The 17154-nt window shown below is 34.1% G+C and carries 16 protein-coding genes; 10 read left to right on the top strand and 6 right to left on the bottom strand.

Features of this window, described 5'->3' with window-relative positions; genetic code table 11:
• Positions 1–2 precede the first annotated feature (2 nt).
• Both AC4PRO_RS00610 and AC4PRO_RS00605 read left to right on the top strand, forming a co-directional pair.
• The gene (locus AC4PRO_RS00610; RefSeq protein ID WP_492115902.1) at positions 3–2225 is read left to right on the top strand and encodes a glycosyltransferase; all 2223 of its coding nucleotides are present in this window, start codon (positions 3–5) and stop codon (positions 2223–2225) included.
• Between the two features lie 223 nt (positions 2226–2448).
• Positions 2449–3672: a cation:proton antiporter gene (locus AC4PRO_RS00605; RefSeq protein WP_074723131.1), complete on the top strand. Its 1224-nt coding sequence runs from the start codon at positions 2449–2451 to the stop codon at positions 3670–3672.
• Between the two features lie 74 nt (positions 3673–3746).
• Here AC4PRO_RS00605 and AC4PRO_RS00600 read toward each other — a convergent pair whose 3' ends face one another.
• Positions 3747–4871: a cysteine desulfurase family protein gene (locus tag AC4PRO_RS00600; protein ID WP_492115901.1), complete on the bottom strand. Its 1125-nt coding sequence runs from the start codon at positions 4869–4871 to the stop codon at positions 3747–3749.
• Between the two features lie 86 nt (positions 4872–4957).
• On the opposite strand from AC4PRO_RS00600, the gene AC4PRO_RS00595 reads away from it, so the two are divergent.
• Entirely contained in the window at positions 4958–5920 is a 963-nt protein-coding gene (locus AC4PRO_RS00595) for a hypothetical protein (RefSeq protein ID WP_492115900.1), read from the top strand.
• 85 nt (positions 5921–6005) lie between these two features.
• Here AC4PRO_RS00595 and AC4PRO_RS00590 read toward each other — a convergent pair whose 3' ends face one another.
• Complete coding sequence (locus AC4PRO_RS00590) at positions 6006–6557, bottom strand: DUF8465 domain-containing protein (RefSeq protein ID WP_492115899.1); 552 nt, start codon at positions 6555–6557, stop codon at positions 6006–6008.
• Positions 6550–6741, bottom strand: coding sequence for a hypothetical protein (locus AC4PRO_RS00585; protein WP_074723135.1), 192 nt, complete (start codon positions 6739–6741; stop codon positions 6550–6552). Before AC4PRO_RS00585 ends, AC4PRO_RS00590 begins: the two co-directional genes overlap by 8 nt.
• A gap of 102 nt (positions 6742–6843) precedes the next feature.
• On the opposite strand from AC4PRO_RS00585, the gene AC4PRO_RS00580 reads away from it, so the two are divergent.
• Positions 6844–7122 (top strand): DUF2752 domain-containing protein, encoded by a 279-nt coding sequence (locus AC4PRO_RS00580; RefSeq protein ID WP_074723136.1) that lies wholly within the window; start codon positions 6844–6846, stop codon positions 7120–7122.
• A gap of 30 nt (positions 7123–7152) precedes the next feature.
• Here the strand turns inward: AC4PRO_RS00580 and AC4PRO_RS00575 are convergent, their stop codons facing one another.
• Positions 7153–7854: a DUF1003 domain-containing protein gene (locus tag AC4PRO_RS00575; protein ID WP_074723137.1), complete on the bottom strand. Its 702-nt coding sequence runs from the start codon at positions 7852–7854 to the stop codon at positions 7153–7155.
• 285 nt (positions 7855–8139) lie between these two features.
• On the opposite strand from AC4PRO_RS00575, the gene epsC reads away from it, so the two are divergent.
• From epsC to AC4PRO_RS00560, 3 genes are read left to right on the top strand one after another with little or no spacing between them, the layout of a single operon-like run.
• On the top strand, positions 8140–8931 hold the full coding sequence (gene epsC / locus AC4PRO_RS00570; protein WP_492115898.1) for a serine O-acetyltransferase EpsC: 792 nt from the start codon (positions 8140–8142) through the stop codon (positions 8929–8931).
• Between the two features lies 1 nt (position 8932).
• Entirely contained in the window at positions 8933–9820 is an 888-nt protein-coding gene (cysM, locus tag AC4PRO_RS00565; protein WP_074723139.1) for a cysteine synthase CysM, read from the top strand.
• Between the two features lie 4 nt (positions 9821–9824).
• A complete protein-coding gene (locus AC4PRO_RS00560; protein ID WP_492115897.1) occupies positions 9825–10277 on the top strand; it encodes a GNAT family N-acetyltransferase in 453 nt (150 codons plus the stop codon).
• Positions 10278–10348: 71 nt separating this feature from the next.
• On the opposite strand, the gene AC4PRO_RS00555 is transcribed toward AC4PRO_RS00560, so the two are convergent.
• The gene (locus AC4PRO_RS00555; protein ID WP_492115896.1) at positions 10349–10759 is read right to left on the bottom strand and encodes an OsmC family peroxiredoxin; all 411 of its coding nucleotides are present in this window, start codon (positions 10757–10759) and stop codon (positions 10349–10351) included.
• Between the two features lie 299 nt (positions 10760–11058).
• Between AC4PRO_RS00555 and AC4PRO_RS00550 the strand changes: the two genes are divergently transcribed.
• Positions 11059–11703: an SGNH/GDSL hydrolase family protein gene (locus AC4PRO_RS00550; protein ID WP_492115895.1), complete on the top strand. Its 645-nt coding sequence runs from the start codon at positions 11059–11061 to the stop codon at positions 11701–11703.
• Positions 11704–11780: 77 nt separating this feature from the next.
• Here the strand turns inward: AC4PRO_RS00550 and AC4PRO_RS00545 are convergent, their stop codons facing one another.
• Complete coding sequence (locus tag AC4PRO_RS00545) at positions 11781–13628, bottom strand: CocE/NonD family hydrolase (protein WP_492115894.1); 1848 nt, start codon at positions 13626–13628, stop codon at positions 11781–11783.
• 302 nt (positions 13629–13930) lie between these two features.
• Between AC4PRO_RS00545 and AC4PRO_RS00540 the strand changes: the two genes are divergently transcribed.
• Positions 13931–15460: a carboxypeptidase-like regulatory domain-containing protein gene (locus AC4PRO_RS00540; RefSeq protein WP_492115893.1), complete on the top strand. Its 1530-nt coding sequence runs from the start codon at positions 13931–13933 to the stop codon at positions 15458–15460.
• A gap of 359 nt (positions 15461–15819) precedes the next feature.
• Entirely contained in the window at positions 15820–17139 is a 1320-nt protein-coding gene (locus AC4PRO_RS00535) for a mechanosensitive ion channel family protein (protein WP_492115892.1), read from the top strand.
• The last annotated feature ends 15 nt before the right edge of the window (positions 17140–17154 follow it).

The raw sequence follows: 17154 nt of genomic DNA, 5'->3' as shown, positions 1-17154 counted from the left end.
CCATGAGATTTGAGAAAGGATTAAAAATGCTGATTGTAAGTTCTTATCCACCTCGAGAGTGTGGATTGGCAACGTTTTCAAATGATATCGTTAATGCCGTAAAAATCGTATTCGGAGATACCCTTTCCGTTGAAGTATGTGCCTTACAAAATAATGGCGTCGAATACAAATACCCTCAGGAAGTAACCTATACCCTACCAGCTGCTAACTTGGATGAATATCGGTCTGTAGCAGAACAAATAAATGAACGAAAAGACATCGGTCTTGTTTGTATCCAACATGAGTTTGGACTTTTTGGAGGTGAATATGGTGATTACATACTTGCCTTTATACTGGCTTTAAATAAACCCATTGCTACAATATTCCATACTGCACTCCCTAATCCTGATGAAAAAAGAAAAAAAATAGTCGACGCAATCGTCGATCTCTCAGACCGCATCATAGTCCTTACCAAAAAATCGCAAGAGATTTTGACAAACTATTATAACTGTCCCATTTCAAAAACTCAAGTAATTCCCCACGGCAACCACAATGTGTTATGGGAACAAAAAGAAAAATTAAAAGAGCGCTACAATTATTCCGATAGGATTGTGTTATCCACTTTTGGATTGATCAGTGAGAATAAAAATATTGAAACAACATTATTCGCTTTACCTGAAATCGCAAAAAAACATCCCAATTTGCTTTATTTGGTAATTGGAAAAACACATCCCGAAATCATCAAAAAAGAAGGGGAAAAATACCGTGAAAAACTAGCTACAATTGTGAAAGATCTCTATTTAGAAGATAACGTACTTTTCATCAATGAATACGTTGAATTGAAACAGCTATTAGAATATTTGACATTATCCGATATTTATTTATTTTCATCCAAAGATCCTAACCAGGCTGTGAGCGGAACTTTTGCTTATGCTATGAGCTGCGGCTGTACCGTAATTTCCACGCCAATTCCCCATGCAGTTGAAATGTTAGCACAAAGTACAGGGGTTCTACTAACTAAATTTGATGATTCTGAAGAGTTTAAAGAAGCAATAGTATGGCTTATTGAAAATAAGGAGAAAAGGGTTAGTATGGGCAAAAATGCTTTTTCACAATCACATGTCACCTCTTGGGGAAATATTGCAATCCAATACAGACTGCTATTTGATCAATTGACAACAAAAGAAGAAAATTTAAATTTCTGCTTTCCACCGATAAAGTTAGATCATATTAAAAACTTAACTACTGATTATGGCATACTGCAATTTTCTAAATTTAGCGAACCTGATCCCGAATCAGGATACACTTTGGATGATAATGCAAGAGCATTAATAAATATGGTTATGTTTTATAAATATAAGCCTAACGACGAAACCTTATCATTGGCAAATACCTATCTAAGTTACATAGAAGGAATCCAAAGACCAAATGGCTGGTTTGACAATTACAAAGACTATAACAACGTATTGACCGCGCAAAATTATGAAGTAAATCTGGAAGACGCCAACGGAAGAGCTTTGTGGAGTCTGGGAACGACCCTAGCACATAAAGAAACGCTTCCAATTGAAATAGTTTTAAGAGCAAAAAGATGTTGGGATAACGCAATTGTAAGAATCGATGATTTTAGTTCACCTAGAGCCATAGCTTATGCTTTAAAAGGGCTCTATAATTATTATTCCGTCTATAAAGAGGATGAAATTGAGAAACAGATGGAAAAACTGGCAGATGAATTATTGCGCCATTATCATATTAATTCAGATGTAAATTGGTGTTGGTATGAAGACTATATGACCTATGCTAATAATGTGTTACCAGAGGCGATGATGTATAGTTATCTGGTTACTGGAAAGATGAAATATAAAAAAATAGCCATAATTACCTTTGACTTTCTGTTATCCCACTACTTCATGAAAGGACAACTTAAAGTGATCTCTAACAGAGGATGGTTTAAAAAAGAAAACGAAAGGTGTTTTTACGGAGAACAACCTATTGAAGTGGCTACTACAATTATTGCTTTAGATTTGTTTAACGATGTAACCAAAAACACAAAATACAAAGACCAATTAAAGTTAGCTTTCGTTTGGTTTTTAGGTAACAATCATCTGAAACAAATTATGTATAACCCCGAAAATGGTGCTTCTTATGATGGTCTTGAAGACAAACACATCAATATAAATCAAGGCGCTGAGTCAACCTTGTGTTTTTTTAAAGCTCGATTAATAATGGAAAAACATGTAGCATTGTAACTCCCTTTCGTTCTTTATAAAAAATAAGAGGCCGATGAAATTAAAAAATAGAGCATTTACGTACAGTCTTTTAGCCTAAAAAAAGAATGCTAAATCACAAATATATTTTTAAATATAAAAATATATTTGTGATTTGACCCGCTAATGTATTATATTACAAAAAATAGATCTCCATTACCGCTTGTGGAAACCATTAAAAATTAAAAAATATAATTAATTTTCTATGACAGTTATAATTTCACTTTGTCTACTGTTGCTTATTGCATACTTATTTGACCTTACGGCATCAAGGACAAAAATACCTTCAGTTATACTATTATTACTTTTAGGATGGATCGTTAGAGAAGTAACCTATTTATTTGATATAAATCTACCAGATCTTTCCCCTACTTTGCCTGTATTAGGTACAATTGGACTTATTCTTATTGTATTGGAAGGATCGTTAGAGCTCGAACTCAACAAATCTAAAGTTGGACTGATAAGAAAATCATCTATTGGCGCTTTCCTTCCTTTGATTGTTTTAGCGTTTTCCCTTGCTTATTTATTGCATTACTATGGAGGCTATTCCTTTAGATCTAGTCTTATAAATGCGATTCCCTTTTGTGTAATTAGCAGCGCCATTGCGATTCCAAGCGTAAGAAACTTGACTTCGAGTCAAAAAGAATTCATTATTTATGAAAGTAGTTTATCTGATATTTTTGGAGTGGTTTTCTTTAATTTCATTGCCTATAACACTAGCTTCGGACTAGAAACATTTGGATACTTTTGCTTAGAGATATTAATTATAATTGCAATCTCTTTTGTAGCAACGATATTATTGTCCTTTCTTCTAAATAAAATTGAACACCATATTAAGTTTGTGCCAATTGTGCTGCTAATTATATTGATATATGAAATATCAAAAATATTCCATTTACCGGCACTTATTTTCATCCTAGTTTTTGGATTGTCGATTGGTAATTTAGATGAATTAAGACATTATAAATGGACACAGCAATTTAGACTTGATTTGTTGAACAAGGAGGTTGTTAAATTTAAAGAATTAATAATTGAGGCTACCTTCTTGGTTAGAGCGCTATTCTTTCTATTATTTGGCTATTTAATCAAAACGGCTGAAATTATAAATCCAGATACGATTATTTGGGCTGTAGGAATTGTGGCAATTCTATTTCTTTTGCGTTTCGTTCAGCTAAAAATTTCTAGAATGCCTTTGTTTCCTTTGCTTTTTGTAGCGCCTAGAGGACTTATTACCATCTTACTATTCCTAGGTATCGCTCCTGAGCATTCCATATTGTTAGTTAACAAATCATTAATTATTCAAGTGATCCTGATGACTGCGATTATTATGATGCTGGGTTTAATGATAACAGCTAAAAAGAAAAAAACAATTCTGGAAGAAAAAAGGAAAGAAAAAGAAGCAGTCCTCGATGAAAATATAACAGTTTAAAAAAATCCGTCTTGTAAACTTACCCAAACAGTATCTAACTTTTTTGAGGCAGTTTACAAGAAGGATTTTGTCATTTAAATACTTTTTAAAGCATCTATCAATAAATCTATGTCCTCTTTCGAATTGTAATGACTGAATGAAATGCGTAAGCTTGGTTTTCTTAAATCTTCATCCGAAAGCATTTCAGCTAATACATGTGATGCTCTGATGCTCCCGCTCTGACAAGCACTTCCTCTGGATACCGCAACCCCTTTCATGTCTAAATGAAATAAAATCATAGCAGTTTTGTCCTTAGAAAAAGGCAACAAAACGTTCAACATATTGTAAAAACCATCTTGACTTCCATTCACCATAAAACCAGGAAAATCAATTTCAAGTCGTTCCATCAAATACTTTTTCAATTCGAAAATCTGAGTTCTTTCGGCATCTAAATTAGCATAGGAAAGTTCCAAAGCCTTTGCCATTCCTGCAATTTGGTGTACTGCTTCCGTTCCGGCTCGCAATCCCTTTTCTTGCTCTCCTCCATAAAACAAAGGCTGCAATCCTGAATTTTTTCGCACAAATGCAAATCCAACCCCTTTAGGACCGTGGAATTTATGGGCACTGGCTACCAAAAAATCAATGGGCAGTTCCTGTAAATCAATTTCTTTCTTTCCAATGGACTGAACTGTATCAGAATGCAATAGCGCATTGTATTGTTTGCATATTGGTGCAACTCTATTCAAGTCTAAAACAGTTCCAATTTCGTTATTAACATGCATTAAACTCACTAAAGTTTTATGATTCTGTGCTAATAATTCCACTAAATCTGTGATGTCTATTTCTCCATTTGGCTTGACTGCAACATAGTCTACCTGAATATCAAACTCTTTTTGCAATTCTTGCACGGTATATAAAACGGCATGATGCTCAATTTTACTAGTGATGATGCGTTTTACTTTCAAATCTGCTACAGCAGAGCGAAGGATCCAATTATTGGCTTCCGTTCCACAGGACGTAAAAATAATTTCTTGTGCAGCAGCATTCAACTGCTTGGCTATTGATTTCCTGGAAAGTTCTAAAACACTTTTAGCATTTCGCCCAAAACTGTGCGTTGACGAAGGGTTCCCAAAATCTTCTACCATTACTTTTGTCATTTCTTGAATAACTTCAGGTCTTATGGCTGTCGTTGATGCGTTATCGAGGTATATTTTTTTCATTACTGCAAAGTTATGAAATATCAATTGTGTATTGTTCAATATCAATTGTCATTTTTTTAGCTATTTTTGTAAAAATATATTTTACGATGAAAAGAGTTTTAAGCCTATTGGTTTTTGTTTTGGTGTTAAATGGTTGTGATGATGGTAATTTAATTCAAGAAGACATTAACTTCGAAAATATAACAACTCAAAGTTGTACTACAAATGACATTATTTTCAAAATAAAAGAAAAAGAAGCTTTGCTACTTGAAATTCCGGCAACTTCTTTTGTAAACGAACCTTCAGTAGTAGGAATACCAACCACAATAGATATCAGTAGTAGTAACCGCGTGGTGTATCGCTTTTATAACGGTGTGGTAGCAAATAACAACATCTGTGAAACTATAGCTCCTGCAACACCCATCGTAACCGATCAATGGGCTGCAACAGCAGGAAAAATACAAATATTTACAAAAGCGATAAAAACATTAAACACGACGGAGAACAGTACCCGAATTACGGGATACAATCATAACATCGTTTTTAAAAACATCACTTTTGCAAAAAGCAACGGAACGCAAGTTTATAAAACTTTCCCTTTTGGAGATTATGTAACAACTTCTAACTCTTTGCCTTTTCTTTTTGACAAAACAGTAGAAAAATGCAGTAGCTCTAACTTAGTTTATAATTATACGAGCAGCGAAGCATTAACATTAGACATCGACCCGAGTTTGATTGCTAATGTAGCTACCCCTTTAAACAGCCCAAGAACTGGAGTCATAGGTACGACCTCAAACCAACTTACTTATCGATTATTTACAGGAGTTCCCTTGACAGGCGATTATTTTTGCGGGACAACAATACCTGCCACACCCACAATAAACCAACAATGGGACGCCGTAAGTGGTGTAAATGGTGTCAGCGGTATTATCGAAGTAACGACAACTACAAATGGACCCAATGCTTTCAAGCACACAATTGTGCTTAAAAAAGTAACATTAAAGAAAGGAAATAGCGATTTTTTATTGGGTGATAATTTTATCTACGGTGATTTGTTGACGACTAATTAAGACACAGATATTAGTAAAAAATAAGCACAAAAAAAGTCCCGTTTGAAATCACAAACGGGACTTTTTTTTATGAATTTAACGTGCTTTATTTACTATTTTGTTTAATAAAAACTTCAGTAGCACCTTGACCATATTTTTGATAATTACCTTCCTGAAAAGCAATGTTGTCATAGCGACCTAATAAAAAATCCAACTCTGCTTTTAACACTCCTTCGCCAACACCATGAATAAAAACAATCTTTGGAATTCGGTTGCGAATCGCAAATTCGATATGACGTTTGGCTGTTTCAGATTGCAAAGTAAGAATGTCATAATTTGACATGCCTTGTTTATTGGGCACCAATTTTTCGATATGTAAATCGAATTCTGGTGCTGATCTTTCGTGTTTGTCTTTGCGTTCTTTTACAAAACTTCTTGGTTTTGGGATCTCTTTTTCTTTTTCTACCTCATCTCTATTAACTCTTCTAATAGAATCCATTAAGTTACTGGTATCGTTTATCTTAAGTAACTCATTGACAAAAAATGTCATCATGAATCCATCCTCTGTTTCTATTGTAACTTCTTTATCTTTGACAGATACTACCACTCCATTTATAGCTTCGTCCAGCACTGAAACTTTGTCTCCTTTATTAAACATCTTTTTCTTCTTTATCTTGATTATCTTGATTTTTACTCGGCGTTTTAGCACTCAACTGCATCATGCCAAACATAAAAAGAGCAATTGCAATTACAGTTATATACACATTTTTTTCGGCACTTACCTGTTCAAAGAAAGCAACAAGTATTGCCACAATCATCATTGGAATTATTAATTTTTTCATTTCTTTACCTATCAGATTCCAAATGTAATAAATTTAAAATTGGCTCCCTTTTTTATTAAATGCTTTACTGAAATTTTGTAAATTGTAAAAAAAATAAAACCATTGGATTTAGAAAAATATATGATTCCTTGTTTAAGTAAAACACTCTTCGGAGTGGAGTGTTTGGGCTGTGGTTTTCAGCGGTCATTCCTATTGCTTTTAAAAGGGGATTTTAACGGTTCTTTCCAAATGTATCCTGCCCTATTTACCTCCCTCTTATTTTTAAGCCTTCTTGGTTTTCATTTAATTTATAAAGGAGTTGTCTCTCAAAAATTTATTCTGGTTGTAGCGCTTATTAATGTACTTTTTATGATTGCTGGTTACTTCTACAAACACTTTTAAATCGCTTCGATTTTTCACATTTCAACTCATCTATTTGTTGATGCTGCTCAAAATATCATTCATTATTTCAATTTGTATTTTTTGAATTTCTATTAATTGTTCTTGTTGATGTCTAACTAAATGGTCCAGTTTTTCATGAAGCATTCTAATTTCAAGTTCTGATTTTAAGTTGATCATATAATCCCTTCTGGCTCTGTCACGGTCTTTTTCTTCTTGGCGGTTTTGGCTCATCATAATAACTGGAGCTTGCAATGCTGCAATACAAGATAAAATTAAATTCAATAAAATAAAGGGATAAGGATCAAATCCTTTATTGTAAAGAATATATATATTTGCTGAAATCCAAAGTAGAATAAAAATCCCAAACAGAACTATAAATTTCCAACTTCCTCCAAAATTAGCCACTTTATCTGCTATAATCTGTCCAAAAGTTCGGGGTTCTACTTTTTCTTCAATTGTGCTAACTAAAGAATCATATTCTTTTAATTCATCGTTAACTTTATTTTCAATATTCGAAAGCACCCCTATTTCATTCAATAAATAGCTTGAAATGTATTTTTGCCTATATAAATTTAGTTCTGAAACGGATAGTGATTGCTCCTTCGAAAAATTCGGAAAATCATTCTGCATCAATGCTAAAATTGGATTTCGAATTGTTTTTCCAGAGATCTTATCCATCAAAGGGAATTCCTTGTTTGAAAGATCACTCTTAAAAGTGGGGACAATAGCCATCTGTATCGTTTTTACTATGCTAATTTACGGATTTAAAAACCTCTTTTATGAAAATAATGAACTCTGAACCCATTTAAATTTAAATCGGTACTCTTCAACTCAGACTATGGCAGTTCTTAGAGTTTAATTGAAAATAGTTCAATATATTTGTTTCGTCTTATTTATTGAGACCAAAAACAAAATAATAAGCAACATGCACCTCCAATTTCAACAGGGAATTATTGTTGCTGTTTCTAATTACTGCGTACTTTAAGCCTTTTCTATTAATCATTCAATCCCATAATCATGACAAAAGATCTGATTATTAAAAATATAATCTCTTTAAAGGGGCAATCCTCCATTAATTACGGAATCAAAACAAAAATAGAAGATTTTACTGAAAAATTATTCTATACTTTATTTGATGCCAATGCGCCGTTGAGCGAAAGTATTGACGAACTTCAAGTTCTTTTCAAAGAAATTTCTGTAATTGCCTGCAAAAAGCCGACAGGAATCTGTGATTCTATTTGGGAACACTATTTAGAAAAACTGCCTTCCGTTCTTGAAAAATTAAATCAAGATGCTAATTATTTTTTGGAAAATGATCCTGCTTCTAATAGTATCGAGGAAGTATATCTTGGCTATCCTGGATTTTATGCTATTGCCATCTATAGACTGAGCCACGAGCTCTATCTTTTAGACCTACTTCTCTTTTCCAGATTGATGAGCGAATACGCACATCGAATCACTGGAACGGACATCCATGCCGGTGCCAAAATAGATTCCCCCATTTTTATAGATCATGCCACTGGTATCGTAATTGGAGAAACTACAGTCATTGAAAAATCTGTAAAAATATACCAAGGGGTAACCTTAGGAGCGCTCAGCGTTAGTAAAGAAATGAAAAATGCAAAAAGACATCCCACAGTGGAGCAAAACGTATGTATTTACGCTAATGCAACCATTTTAGGAGGAAATACTGTAATCGGTAAAAATAGTATCATTGGTGGAAACTCTTGGGTTACTAAATCCATTCCAGAAAATTCACTAGTGACCAACACTACAACCACAGAAGTAAAAATAAAAGAACTAAGATAGCATGGAACCTAAAAAATTATTAGACCTAATTGGGAATACCCCCTTGGTAGAAAGCGTCAATTTGATTAAAAATAAGAATGTAAAATTATTGTTGAAGCTCGAAGGAAACAATCCTGGAGGTTCTGTAAAAGATCGTGCTGCCTATAATATGATTGTATCCGCTTTAGAAAGAGGCGACATCAAAAAAGGAGATAAATTGATTGAAGCCACTAGTGGAAATACGGGAATTGCATTGGCTATGATTGCCCAATTGTTGAATATAGAAATCGAACTTGTATTACCTGAAGATTCAACCAAGGAACGCACCCAAACCATGCGCGCTTATGGTGCGACGGTAATCCTAACTTCTGCAAAAGAAGGAATATTAGGCTCCAGAGATTATGCAGACAAAAAAGTGGCTGAAGGTGGTTATATCATGCTTAATCAGTTTGCCAATGACGATAACTGGAAAGCCCACTATAAAACGACTGGTCCAGAGATCTGGAATGACACGCATGGCACCGTAACTCATTTTGTTGCTGCCATGGGGACTACAGGTACCATTATGGGAACGTCTACCTACTTAAAAGAACAAAATTCAAATGTACAAATAGTTGGTGCACAACCGAGTGATGGCTCTCAAATTCCAGGTATTCGAAAATGGCCTCAGGAATATTTACCTAAAATATTTGATTCCTCAAAAGTAGACCGCATTATGGAAGTAAGCGAAACTGAAGCGCGGGCAATGACAAAACGGCTTGCACTTGAAGAAGGTATTTTTGCAGGAATGAGCAGCGGTGGTTCTGTGGCAGCGGCCTTAAAAATAGCCGAAGAATTAGAATCGGGTGTAATCGTAGCTATAATCTGTGACCGAGGAGACCGCTATTTGTCCTCTGATTTATTTGATTAAATAAATGATAACAATTTTAAGAACAAACCCAGATAATATTGATTTCATCCAATTAATTACGCTGCTTGACAAAGACATCCAGATTCGGGATGGCGAAGAACATATCTTTTATGCCCAATTCAATAAAACTGACAGTATAAAATATGTTGTGGTTGCCTATGATGGCAATATAGCGGTAGGCTGTGGAGCTTTTAAAGTATATCAAGGTGAAACTGCCGAAATAAAAAGAATGTTTGTTAATCCTGAGAACCGCGGTAAAAACATTGCTTCTAAAATATTAGGCGCCTTAGAATTTTGGGCTAAAGAATTGTCGTTTACCAGTTGTATTTTAGAAACAGGCAGAAGATATCCTGAAGCGATTGCGCTTTACAAAAAGAATGGATATTCTGTCACAACTAATTATGGTCAATATGAAGGAATAGACGATAGTGTTTGTTTTAGCAAATCACTATCATAAAAGTTTTTTTACAACAAAAAAGTCTCCATTTTACTCTTTGGAGACTTTTTTATATAATTTAAAATGCTATTTTAAGCCAACGTGGCAGTTGTAGAAATAGCAGCGTTCAGTAATTTAGAAATTGGGCAATTTTTCTCCGCTTTTGTAACTTGTTGTTGAAAAGCATCATCAGATATCCCTTTTATTTTAGCACTTACCGTTAAATGAGAACTAATAACTGCCCCATCCACTAGATCAATGTCACATTTAGTTTCAATACTTTCAATTTCAAAACCCTCTTCGGTAATATAAGCTGAAAGTTGCATCGTAAAACAACCCGAATGGGCTGCAGCTACTAATTCTTCAGGATTTGTACCTACTCCTTCTTCAAAACGAGATTTGAATGAATATTGTGTATTTTCTAATGTTTTACTTTGTGTTGTCAATTTTCCAGCGCCTTCCTTAAGAGAACCATTCCATACTGCGGTTGCATTTCTTTTCATAATTGTGTTTTTTAATTTACTCAAATTTAAGACTTTAAAAATGTAGTATTTTAACTTCATAGATTTTTTAACGAAAATTTAAAAGTTGGTTCAATTTGGAAATACTCTTTTCTTGTTTATAAAAAAAAACTATGTTAAAAGCAATTACAACTTTTTCATAACGGAAAATTGTCAGGGCTACTTATTAATTTAAAATTATTAAATTTGTTCCTTTAAAAGTGTTACTTAATAGTATATAACGACTCTGTTTACTACTAAAGTATTCAAATCACTTTTCACAATTCTATCTATAATTCTTTATGGCACAAAAAACACAAGCTCATGACTGGCCTTATTTGAACAAATACAAAAAAGAAAATGCTGCCATAAAAGACGCTGAAATCGGGAAAAGAAGGGTTGTTTTTATGGGTGATTCCATAACTGAATTTTGGCCCACTGTTAATGCTAATTTTTTTCAAGGAAAACCCTATATCAATCGAGGAATCAGCGGGCAAACGACACCGCAGATGCTGCTGCGTTTTAGAGCCGACGTCATTAACTTAAAGCCAGCATTAGTTGTTATTCTTGCCGGCGGAAATGACATTGCTGGCAACACTGGTCCTTCGACTCTAGAAATGATCCAAAACAATATTTTTTCGATGATAGAACTCGCTCAGGCTAATGGCATCAAGGTTGTTTTGTGTTCTGTTTTACCTGCCAATTATTTTTATTGGAAACCTAAAGAAAAACCTGCAGATACCATTATAGCCTTAAATAAAAATATTGAACATTATACCGAGTCCTATAACATCGCCTATGTTGATTATTACTCCGAGATGGTTGACGATAAAAAAGGCTTGCCCTTTACTTATTCAAATGACGGAGTGCATCCTAACAAAGCTGGTTATCAGGTTATGGAACCGCTTGTTGAGAAAGCCATCCAATTTACACTCGCAACTCAATAATAATCCTCCCCCTAAAAACAAAAAAACCCAATCACTAATGAATAGGATTGGGTTTTTTGTTTGAAAGTAGCAATCTATTATTTCAAAACTGTAAATATAATTTTAGAATCATCATACACGCGTTGTGTTTGCTTTTTAAAATCTTCTGGTTTTGCATAAAAGATGTTCTCTACAAAAGTTTGTGGATTCAAGTCAATCAAAGGAAACCACGTACTTTGAATTTGGATTTGGATTTTGTGCCCTTTTTTGAACGTATGCATCACATCTTGCAATTTAATATTTACCGCTGTTTTCTCATTAGCCACAAAAGGTTCTGGATTGATAAAACTATTTCTAAAACGACCACGCATCACTTCACTTCGTACCATCATATGGTAATTGCTCATTTTTAAATAGGGTGCTACCTCAGCCGTTTCTGGCTCATCACTAGGAAAAACATCAATTACTTTCACAATCCAATCCGAATCTGTTCCTGAAGTGGAAACTTGTAATTGTGCCAAGATATCTCCAGCCAACGTCATATTGTCCTTTAAAATCTCTGTTTCATACACCAATACATCAGGACGGCGGGCTGCAAAACGCTGGTCATCGGTCATGTATTTTCTTGGTGTAATCCCTTTTTGATTGATATCTTCCGTAAAAGGAACAGGCTTTTTAGGATCACTGATATACTCTTGAAAACCAACCTCATTTGATGCTGCCTTCGTTAATTTATCTTGTGCCAAATAAAAGCTTTCTTTTGCTGCATTTTTTGGTGGCCAAACGTCATACGTTTTCCAATCTTTAGATCCTGTATCAAAAACATAAGCTTCTGGTAGTTTGTTTTCTCCTTTACCATTATCTTTTAAGAAATGACGAAAAAAGTTAGCTTCAATATTTTTTTGAAAGAACCCCGAAATACTATCACCAAAATTTATGTTTCCAATAACAGCTTTCGCTCCATCTCTCGCCCAGTCTCCATGACTCCATGGACCCATAACAATTGTATTGTAATTCTTGCTTGTTTTCTCTATAGCTTGATAGGTATTCAAAGGTCCGTATAAATCTTCGGCGTCAAACCAACCACCTACGGTCATCACTGCAGGTTTAATGTCTTTTAAGTGTTGCAGAATCCCTCTTTTTTGCCAGAAATCATCATAACTGGAATGGTCTTTTAGCTGTTGCCAAAATTCATCTTCTTTTCCGTAATATTTATCCAAGTTAGCCAGCGGTCCTGCATCTAGAAAAAACTGATAATCATCTTTGGTTCCTAAATCAGGGAATTTGTACCAAGAAGTGGTTGTGCGTTCTGATTTTTGAATACCAAAAAGTGGTGTCGCTTTCCAATAACTCAATAAATACGCACCGTTATGGTGAAAATCATCAAAGAAAAAATCGCTGATACAGGCCTGAGGAGAAACTGCTTTTAAAGCAGGGTGATTACTCAACAACGAATAAGTGGAGTAAAAGCCCGGATATGAAATTCCCCATACACCTACATTTCCATTATTATTGTCTGCATTTTTGACTAACCAGTCAATGGTATCATAGGTATCTGAAGCTTCATCAACATCCATCTTTGATTTTTTATTAGGAATGAACGCTCGCATATTGTCATACAAGCCATCACTCATCCATCGTCCACGTACGTCCTGGTAAACTACAATATAGCCTTCTTTCATCATAGTTTCGCTAGGGCCAATGCTTTTCTTGAATTGGTCAGGGCCGTAAGGTGCACAGCTGTACGGAGTGCGTTGCATGATAATTGGGTATTTTTTCGAATGGTCTTTGGGCGTGTAGATCGCAGTATAAAGCGATGCTCCGTCACGCATTTTAATGTGTACTTCTCTCTTAGTGTAGTACTGACCAACAGTGCTTGGAGTGTTATCTTGAGCAAAAACACCTGCGGTAATTGCGAAAATCGCAATAAGTAATAGTTTTTTCATTTAAATAAAAGCTAATTATAGAAACGTAAAGATATTATGTTTAATTCTATTTTAAAGTTTAGTTTTAAAAATTTTATAATCAACCTTTTTAGCACTACCGCTGAACGGGATGGGTTTAATTTTCGCACCTAAGTACAAATTTTAATTTAGTAAGAAAATTAACATAAAATTAATAAATACGCTCTAATTCCTATTCTAATAACCTTTACATTTGAAAAATAGAAACATTAATTTTTATCTCAAAAATCAATTTAGTATCTAAAGACAATCATCATAATTAATACAACTAAACATTTTAAAAAATGAAGCAAATTTTAATTAATTCTTTTTTCATTTTATTCCTTTTTCAGCTAGGAGTTGCTCAAAACATAAAAGGTAAAATCATTGATTCCGCAACTGGGGAAAGTATTCCGTATGCTAATATTAAGGTAAACGAATCTGAAAATTTGGTTTCTAATGGTGAAGGCTATTTTACACTCTCAGAAAACAACAGTAAGGACGAAACCCTAATTACAGTTTCCTATTTGGGTTATGTTAATCAGCAATTGACCGTCGCCGAATTAAAAAGACTTGATTATAGCATTAAACTGGCACCTGGTGTTTTTCAACTAAATGATGTTGCTGTATCCAATATAAAACCCAATCCATATGAGATTATGGCTAATGTAAAAGCCAACTTGAGCCGTAATTATACCACTGGCGAAAAAGGGTCAAAAGAAATGTTCTTCTACAGAACCTCTAATTATTTTAATCCTTCCATAATCGATGTGGAGATTAACAAATCAACTGGTTTTAGCAAGCAAGCTTTATTGAAAGTCAACAATGACTTGCAGGGTTTTTCTAAAAAATTAATATCGCATCCGCCGTTATCATTTACCGATATTCTTTGTAACTACTATTCGGTTAAAACCAAAAAAGCTGATAAGTTTGTGTTTACCTCCAAACTAGCTGTTTTAAAAGCTACTGTCTTAAAAAATGAAGGAGAGTCTACGTCCCTAGACGATTTAGAAAAAACAGCTATGAATATGATGTTACAACACTTAGACTCCACTAAATATTATCGCGCAAAAAGTGGACTTTTTGGATCAAGAGATACGATTTCTTTACGTAAAGACTTCAATAAAAAGAAAAACAAAGGTATTGACATAGAAATAGACAGTCAGTTAACTGCTACAAAAAGTAACCTTAGCAGCTTTATGTATCAAACCAATTTGTTAAACAACAAGAAGTTTGATTTTATACAAAAACCAGAGCTGTATGACTATACTTTTGAAGGTACGACTTACACTAATGAAAATGAATTTGCTTACGTTCTTACTTTTAAACCTCGAAAAAGCAAAGCCATGTATGTGGGTAAATTGTATATTTCTGAAACTGATTATGCCGTCCTGAGAACTGATTATGTTTTAGATAACGGTGAAAAGGTGCATAATTTTAACATGAAGTTTCTTTTGGGAATTAAAGTGTCCGAAAATGTTAGTAAAGGAAGCATAATTTACAAAAAAAGAACCGAAGACGATAGCTACTACATGCAATATGCCGCTATTGAGAAAGGAAATTACTTTTATTTAAACCGTCCCGTGAAATTTATAGAATTAACAAGTAGCGAAAAGGATGTGCTTGAATTGGATTTAAAAATTGAAGCCAATACGAGTAGCAAAACGGAATTCCTAAATATGTCTCGTACTACAATAGCCGAAGGGGCGATTGACAAAATAAAGGAAACCGATTTTAAATTTACAACGATCAAATCCTATGATCCTAAGATATGGAAAGATTACAATGCCATCGAACCATTACAAGAGATGAAACAGTTTAAAGCGATTAATTAATGAGGTAAAATTGGTATTGACTTTTGATCGAGTAAATCGTAACATCACAAAGACCTATCAAAATAATTAGCTTTTAATCAAAACATTACCAATGCTCTTCGAAGTCTCCTGACTTCGAAGGTGTTTATTTGCCTATTCAATTAAAACACAAGTCGAGTACTCATTGATACACTAAAATTAGAAATTGAAAGTAATCAGCGTTTTTAACTAGCTGAAGCTTGCAATCCTCGACAATTTATGGCGTAGTGAAAATAGTAGTCTAAAACACAATCCAGTCTTTGTTAAGAAAAAGCCAATCCTTTGGTTCTGTTAGTGTCTTCAATTGTGAATGTTACCTTTGCATAAAACAAATTATAGCAATGATTCTACCTGACGAAAAATATCCCTCCATACAACTAGATCCTAGTTGGTTAACTGATTTTTTTAATATAGATCCTCGAATTGCTCACTACATCAATCTTCCAATACTACTTTTGGGTTTACTTATTCTTTGTTTTATCGCTTGGTTGTTAACCAAAAAACTAATTATTGACTCGATACACAAACTATTTTTAAAAACTAAGATTACCTGGGACGACATCTTAATCGAGAAAAAAATATTTGATAAACTTGCTTATATCATTCCGGCGCTTCTCGTCATTGTCATAGTGCCTTCCATATTTGCGGAGTATCCAACACTTGCAAATTATATCGTTACGCTAGCCATGATTGTAATTCTCTTAGTAATCGTCTGGACGATTATTGCTTTGCTGGCGGTCTTTGATAACATTCTATCCAAGTCGCCTATTTTCATGGACAAGCCCGTTACAAGTTACATTCAAGTATTGAATATCATTGTTTATTTCATAGGTGGAATTCTCATTTTGTCTTTACTTTTAGGAAAGAGTCCTTTTTACTTCCTGGGAGCCATGGGCGCGATGACTGCTATTTTGTTATTAATTTTCAAGGATACTATTTTAGGTTTTGTGGCCAGCATTCAAATGTCCGTATATGATATGGTGCGCGTGGGCGATTGGATTGCCATGCCAAAATATGATGCTGATGGCGACGTCATGTCCATCAATTTAAGCACTGTTAAAGTCCAGAACTGGGATAAAACAATCACTACGATTCCTACCTACGCTTTCATTACTGACTCGTTTAAAAACTGGCGCGGAATGAGTAATTCAGGAGGGCGAAGAATCAAAAGAGCCATTTATCTAAAAGTAAGTAGTTTCTGTTTTTGTGATGATCAAATGCTGGAACAGTTTAAAAAATATACACTCATAAGAGACTACATCCTTGAGAAAGAAAAAGAAATTAAAAAATCCAATTCTGCGTTAATTGATAATGAATCTAACGTAGTTAATGCCAAAAGCTTGACTAATATTGGCGTTTTTAGAGTTTATGCCGAAAACTATATTCTTTCAAATCCAAATATCAATATAGAAATGACAAATATGGTTCGGCAATTAGACCCAACTTCTAAAGGGATGCCGCTAGAAATCTATTGTTTCACTTATGAAAAAGAATGGGAAAAATATGAGGTAGTCAAATCTGATATTTTTGATCATTTACTAACGATTACCTCTCAATTTAAATTAGAAGTTTTTGAAGAACCTACGGGAAAAGATTTTAGAAGTTTAGTTGATGTTTCCCATCAGCCAGTAGATGTTCCTCATTTGTACTCGCAATCCTAACTTCATAAAGAAATC

The organism is Flavobacterium sp. DW-iso2 (genome assembly GCF_058725285.1).
This window is presented reverse-complemented; position numbering and strand designations above follow the sequence as displayed.

What these genes read in the sequence shown, in the direction of transcription:
- AC4PRO_RS00610 (WP_492115902.1), top strand. Translation starts at nt 3, where the DNA reads ATGAGATTTGAGAAAGGATTAAAAATGCTGATTGTAAGTTCTTATCCA.
- AC4PRO_RS00595 (WP_492115900.1), top strand. Translation starts at nt 4,958, where the DNA reads ATGAAAAGAGTTTTAAGCCTATTGGTTTTTGTTTTGGTGTTAAATGGT.
- AC4PRO_RS00600 (WP_492115901.1), bottom strand. Translation starts at nt 4,871, where the DNA reads ATGAAAAAAATATACCTCGATAACGCATCAACGACAGCCATAAGACCT.
- AC4PRO_RS00560 (WP_492115897.1), top strand. Translation starts at nt 9,825, where the DNA reads ATGATAACAATTTTAAGAACAAACCCAGATAATATTGATTTCATCCAA.
- AC4PRO_RS00575 (WP_074723137.1), bottom strand. Translation starts at nt 7,854, where the DNA reads ATGGCTATTGTCCCCACTTTTAAGAGTGATCTTTCAAACAAGGAATTC.
- AC4PRO_RS00550 (WP_492115895.1), top strand. Translation starts at nt 11,059, where the DNA reads ATGGCACAAAAAACACAAGCTCATGACTGGCCTTATTTGAACAAATAC.
- AC4PRO_RS00555 (WP_492115896.1), bottom strand. Translation starts at nt 10,759, where the DNA reads ATGAAAAGAAATGCAACCGCAGTATGGAATGGTTCTCTTAAGGAAGGC.
- AC4PRO_RS00545 (WP_492115894.1), bottom strand. Translation starts at nt 13,628, where the DNA reads ATGAAAAAACTATTACTTATTGCGATTTTCGCAATTACCGCAGGTGTT.
- AC4PRO_RS00535 (WP_492115892.1), top strand. Translation starts at nt 15,820, where the DNA reads ATGATTCTACCTGACGAAAAATATCCCTCCATACAACTAGATCCTAGT.
- AC4PRO_RS00590 (WP_492115899.1), bottom strand. Translation starts at nt 6,557, where the DNA reads ATGTTTAATAAAGGAGACAAAGTTTCAGTGCTGGACGAAGCTATAAAT.
- AC4PRO_RS00585 (WP_074723135.1), bottom strand. Translation starts at nt 6,741, where the DNA reads ATGAAAAAATTAATAATTCCAATGATGATTGTGGCAATACTTGTTGCT.
- AC4PRO_RS00540 (WP_492115893.1), top strand. Translation starts at nt 13,931, where the DNA reads ATGAAGCAAATTTTAATTAATTCTTTTTTCATTTTATTCCTTTTTCAG.
- cysM (WP_074723139.1), top strand. Translation starts at nt 8,933, where the DNA reads ATGGAACCTAAAAAATTATTAGACCTAATTGGGAATACCCCCTTGGTA.
- AC4PRO_RS00605 (WP_074723131.1), top strand. Translation starts at nt 2,449, where the DNA reads ATGACAGTTATAATTTCACTTTGTCTACTGTTGCTTATTGCATACTTA.
- epsC (WP_492115898.1), top strand. Translation starts at nt 8,140, where the DNA reads ATGACAAAAGATCTGATTATTAAAAATATAATCTCTTTAAAGGGGCAA.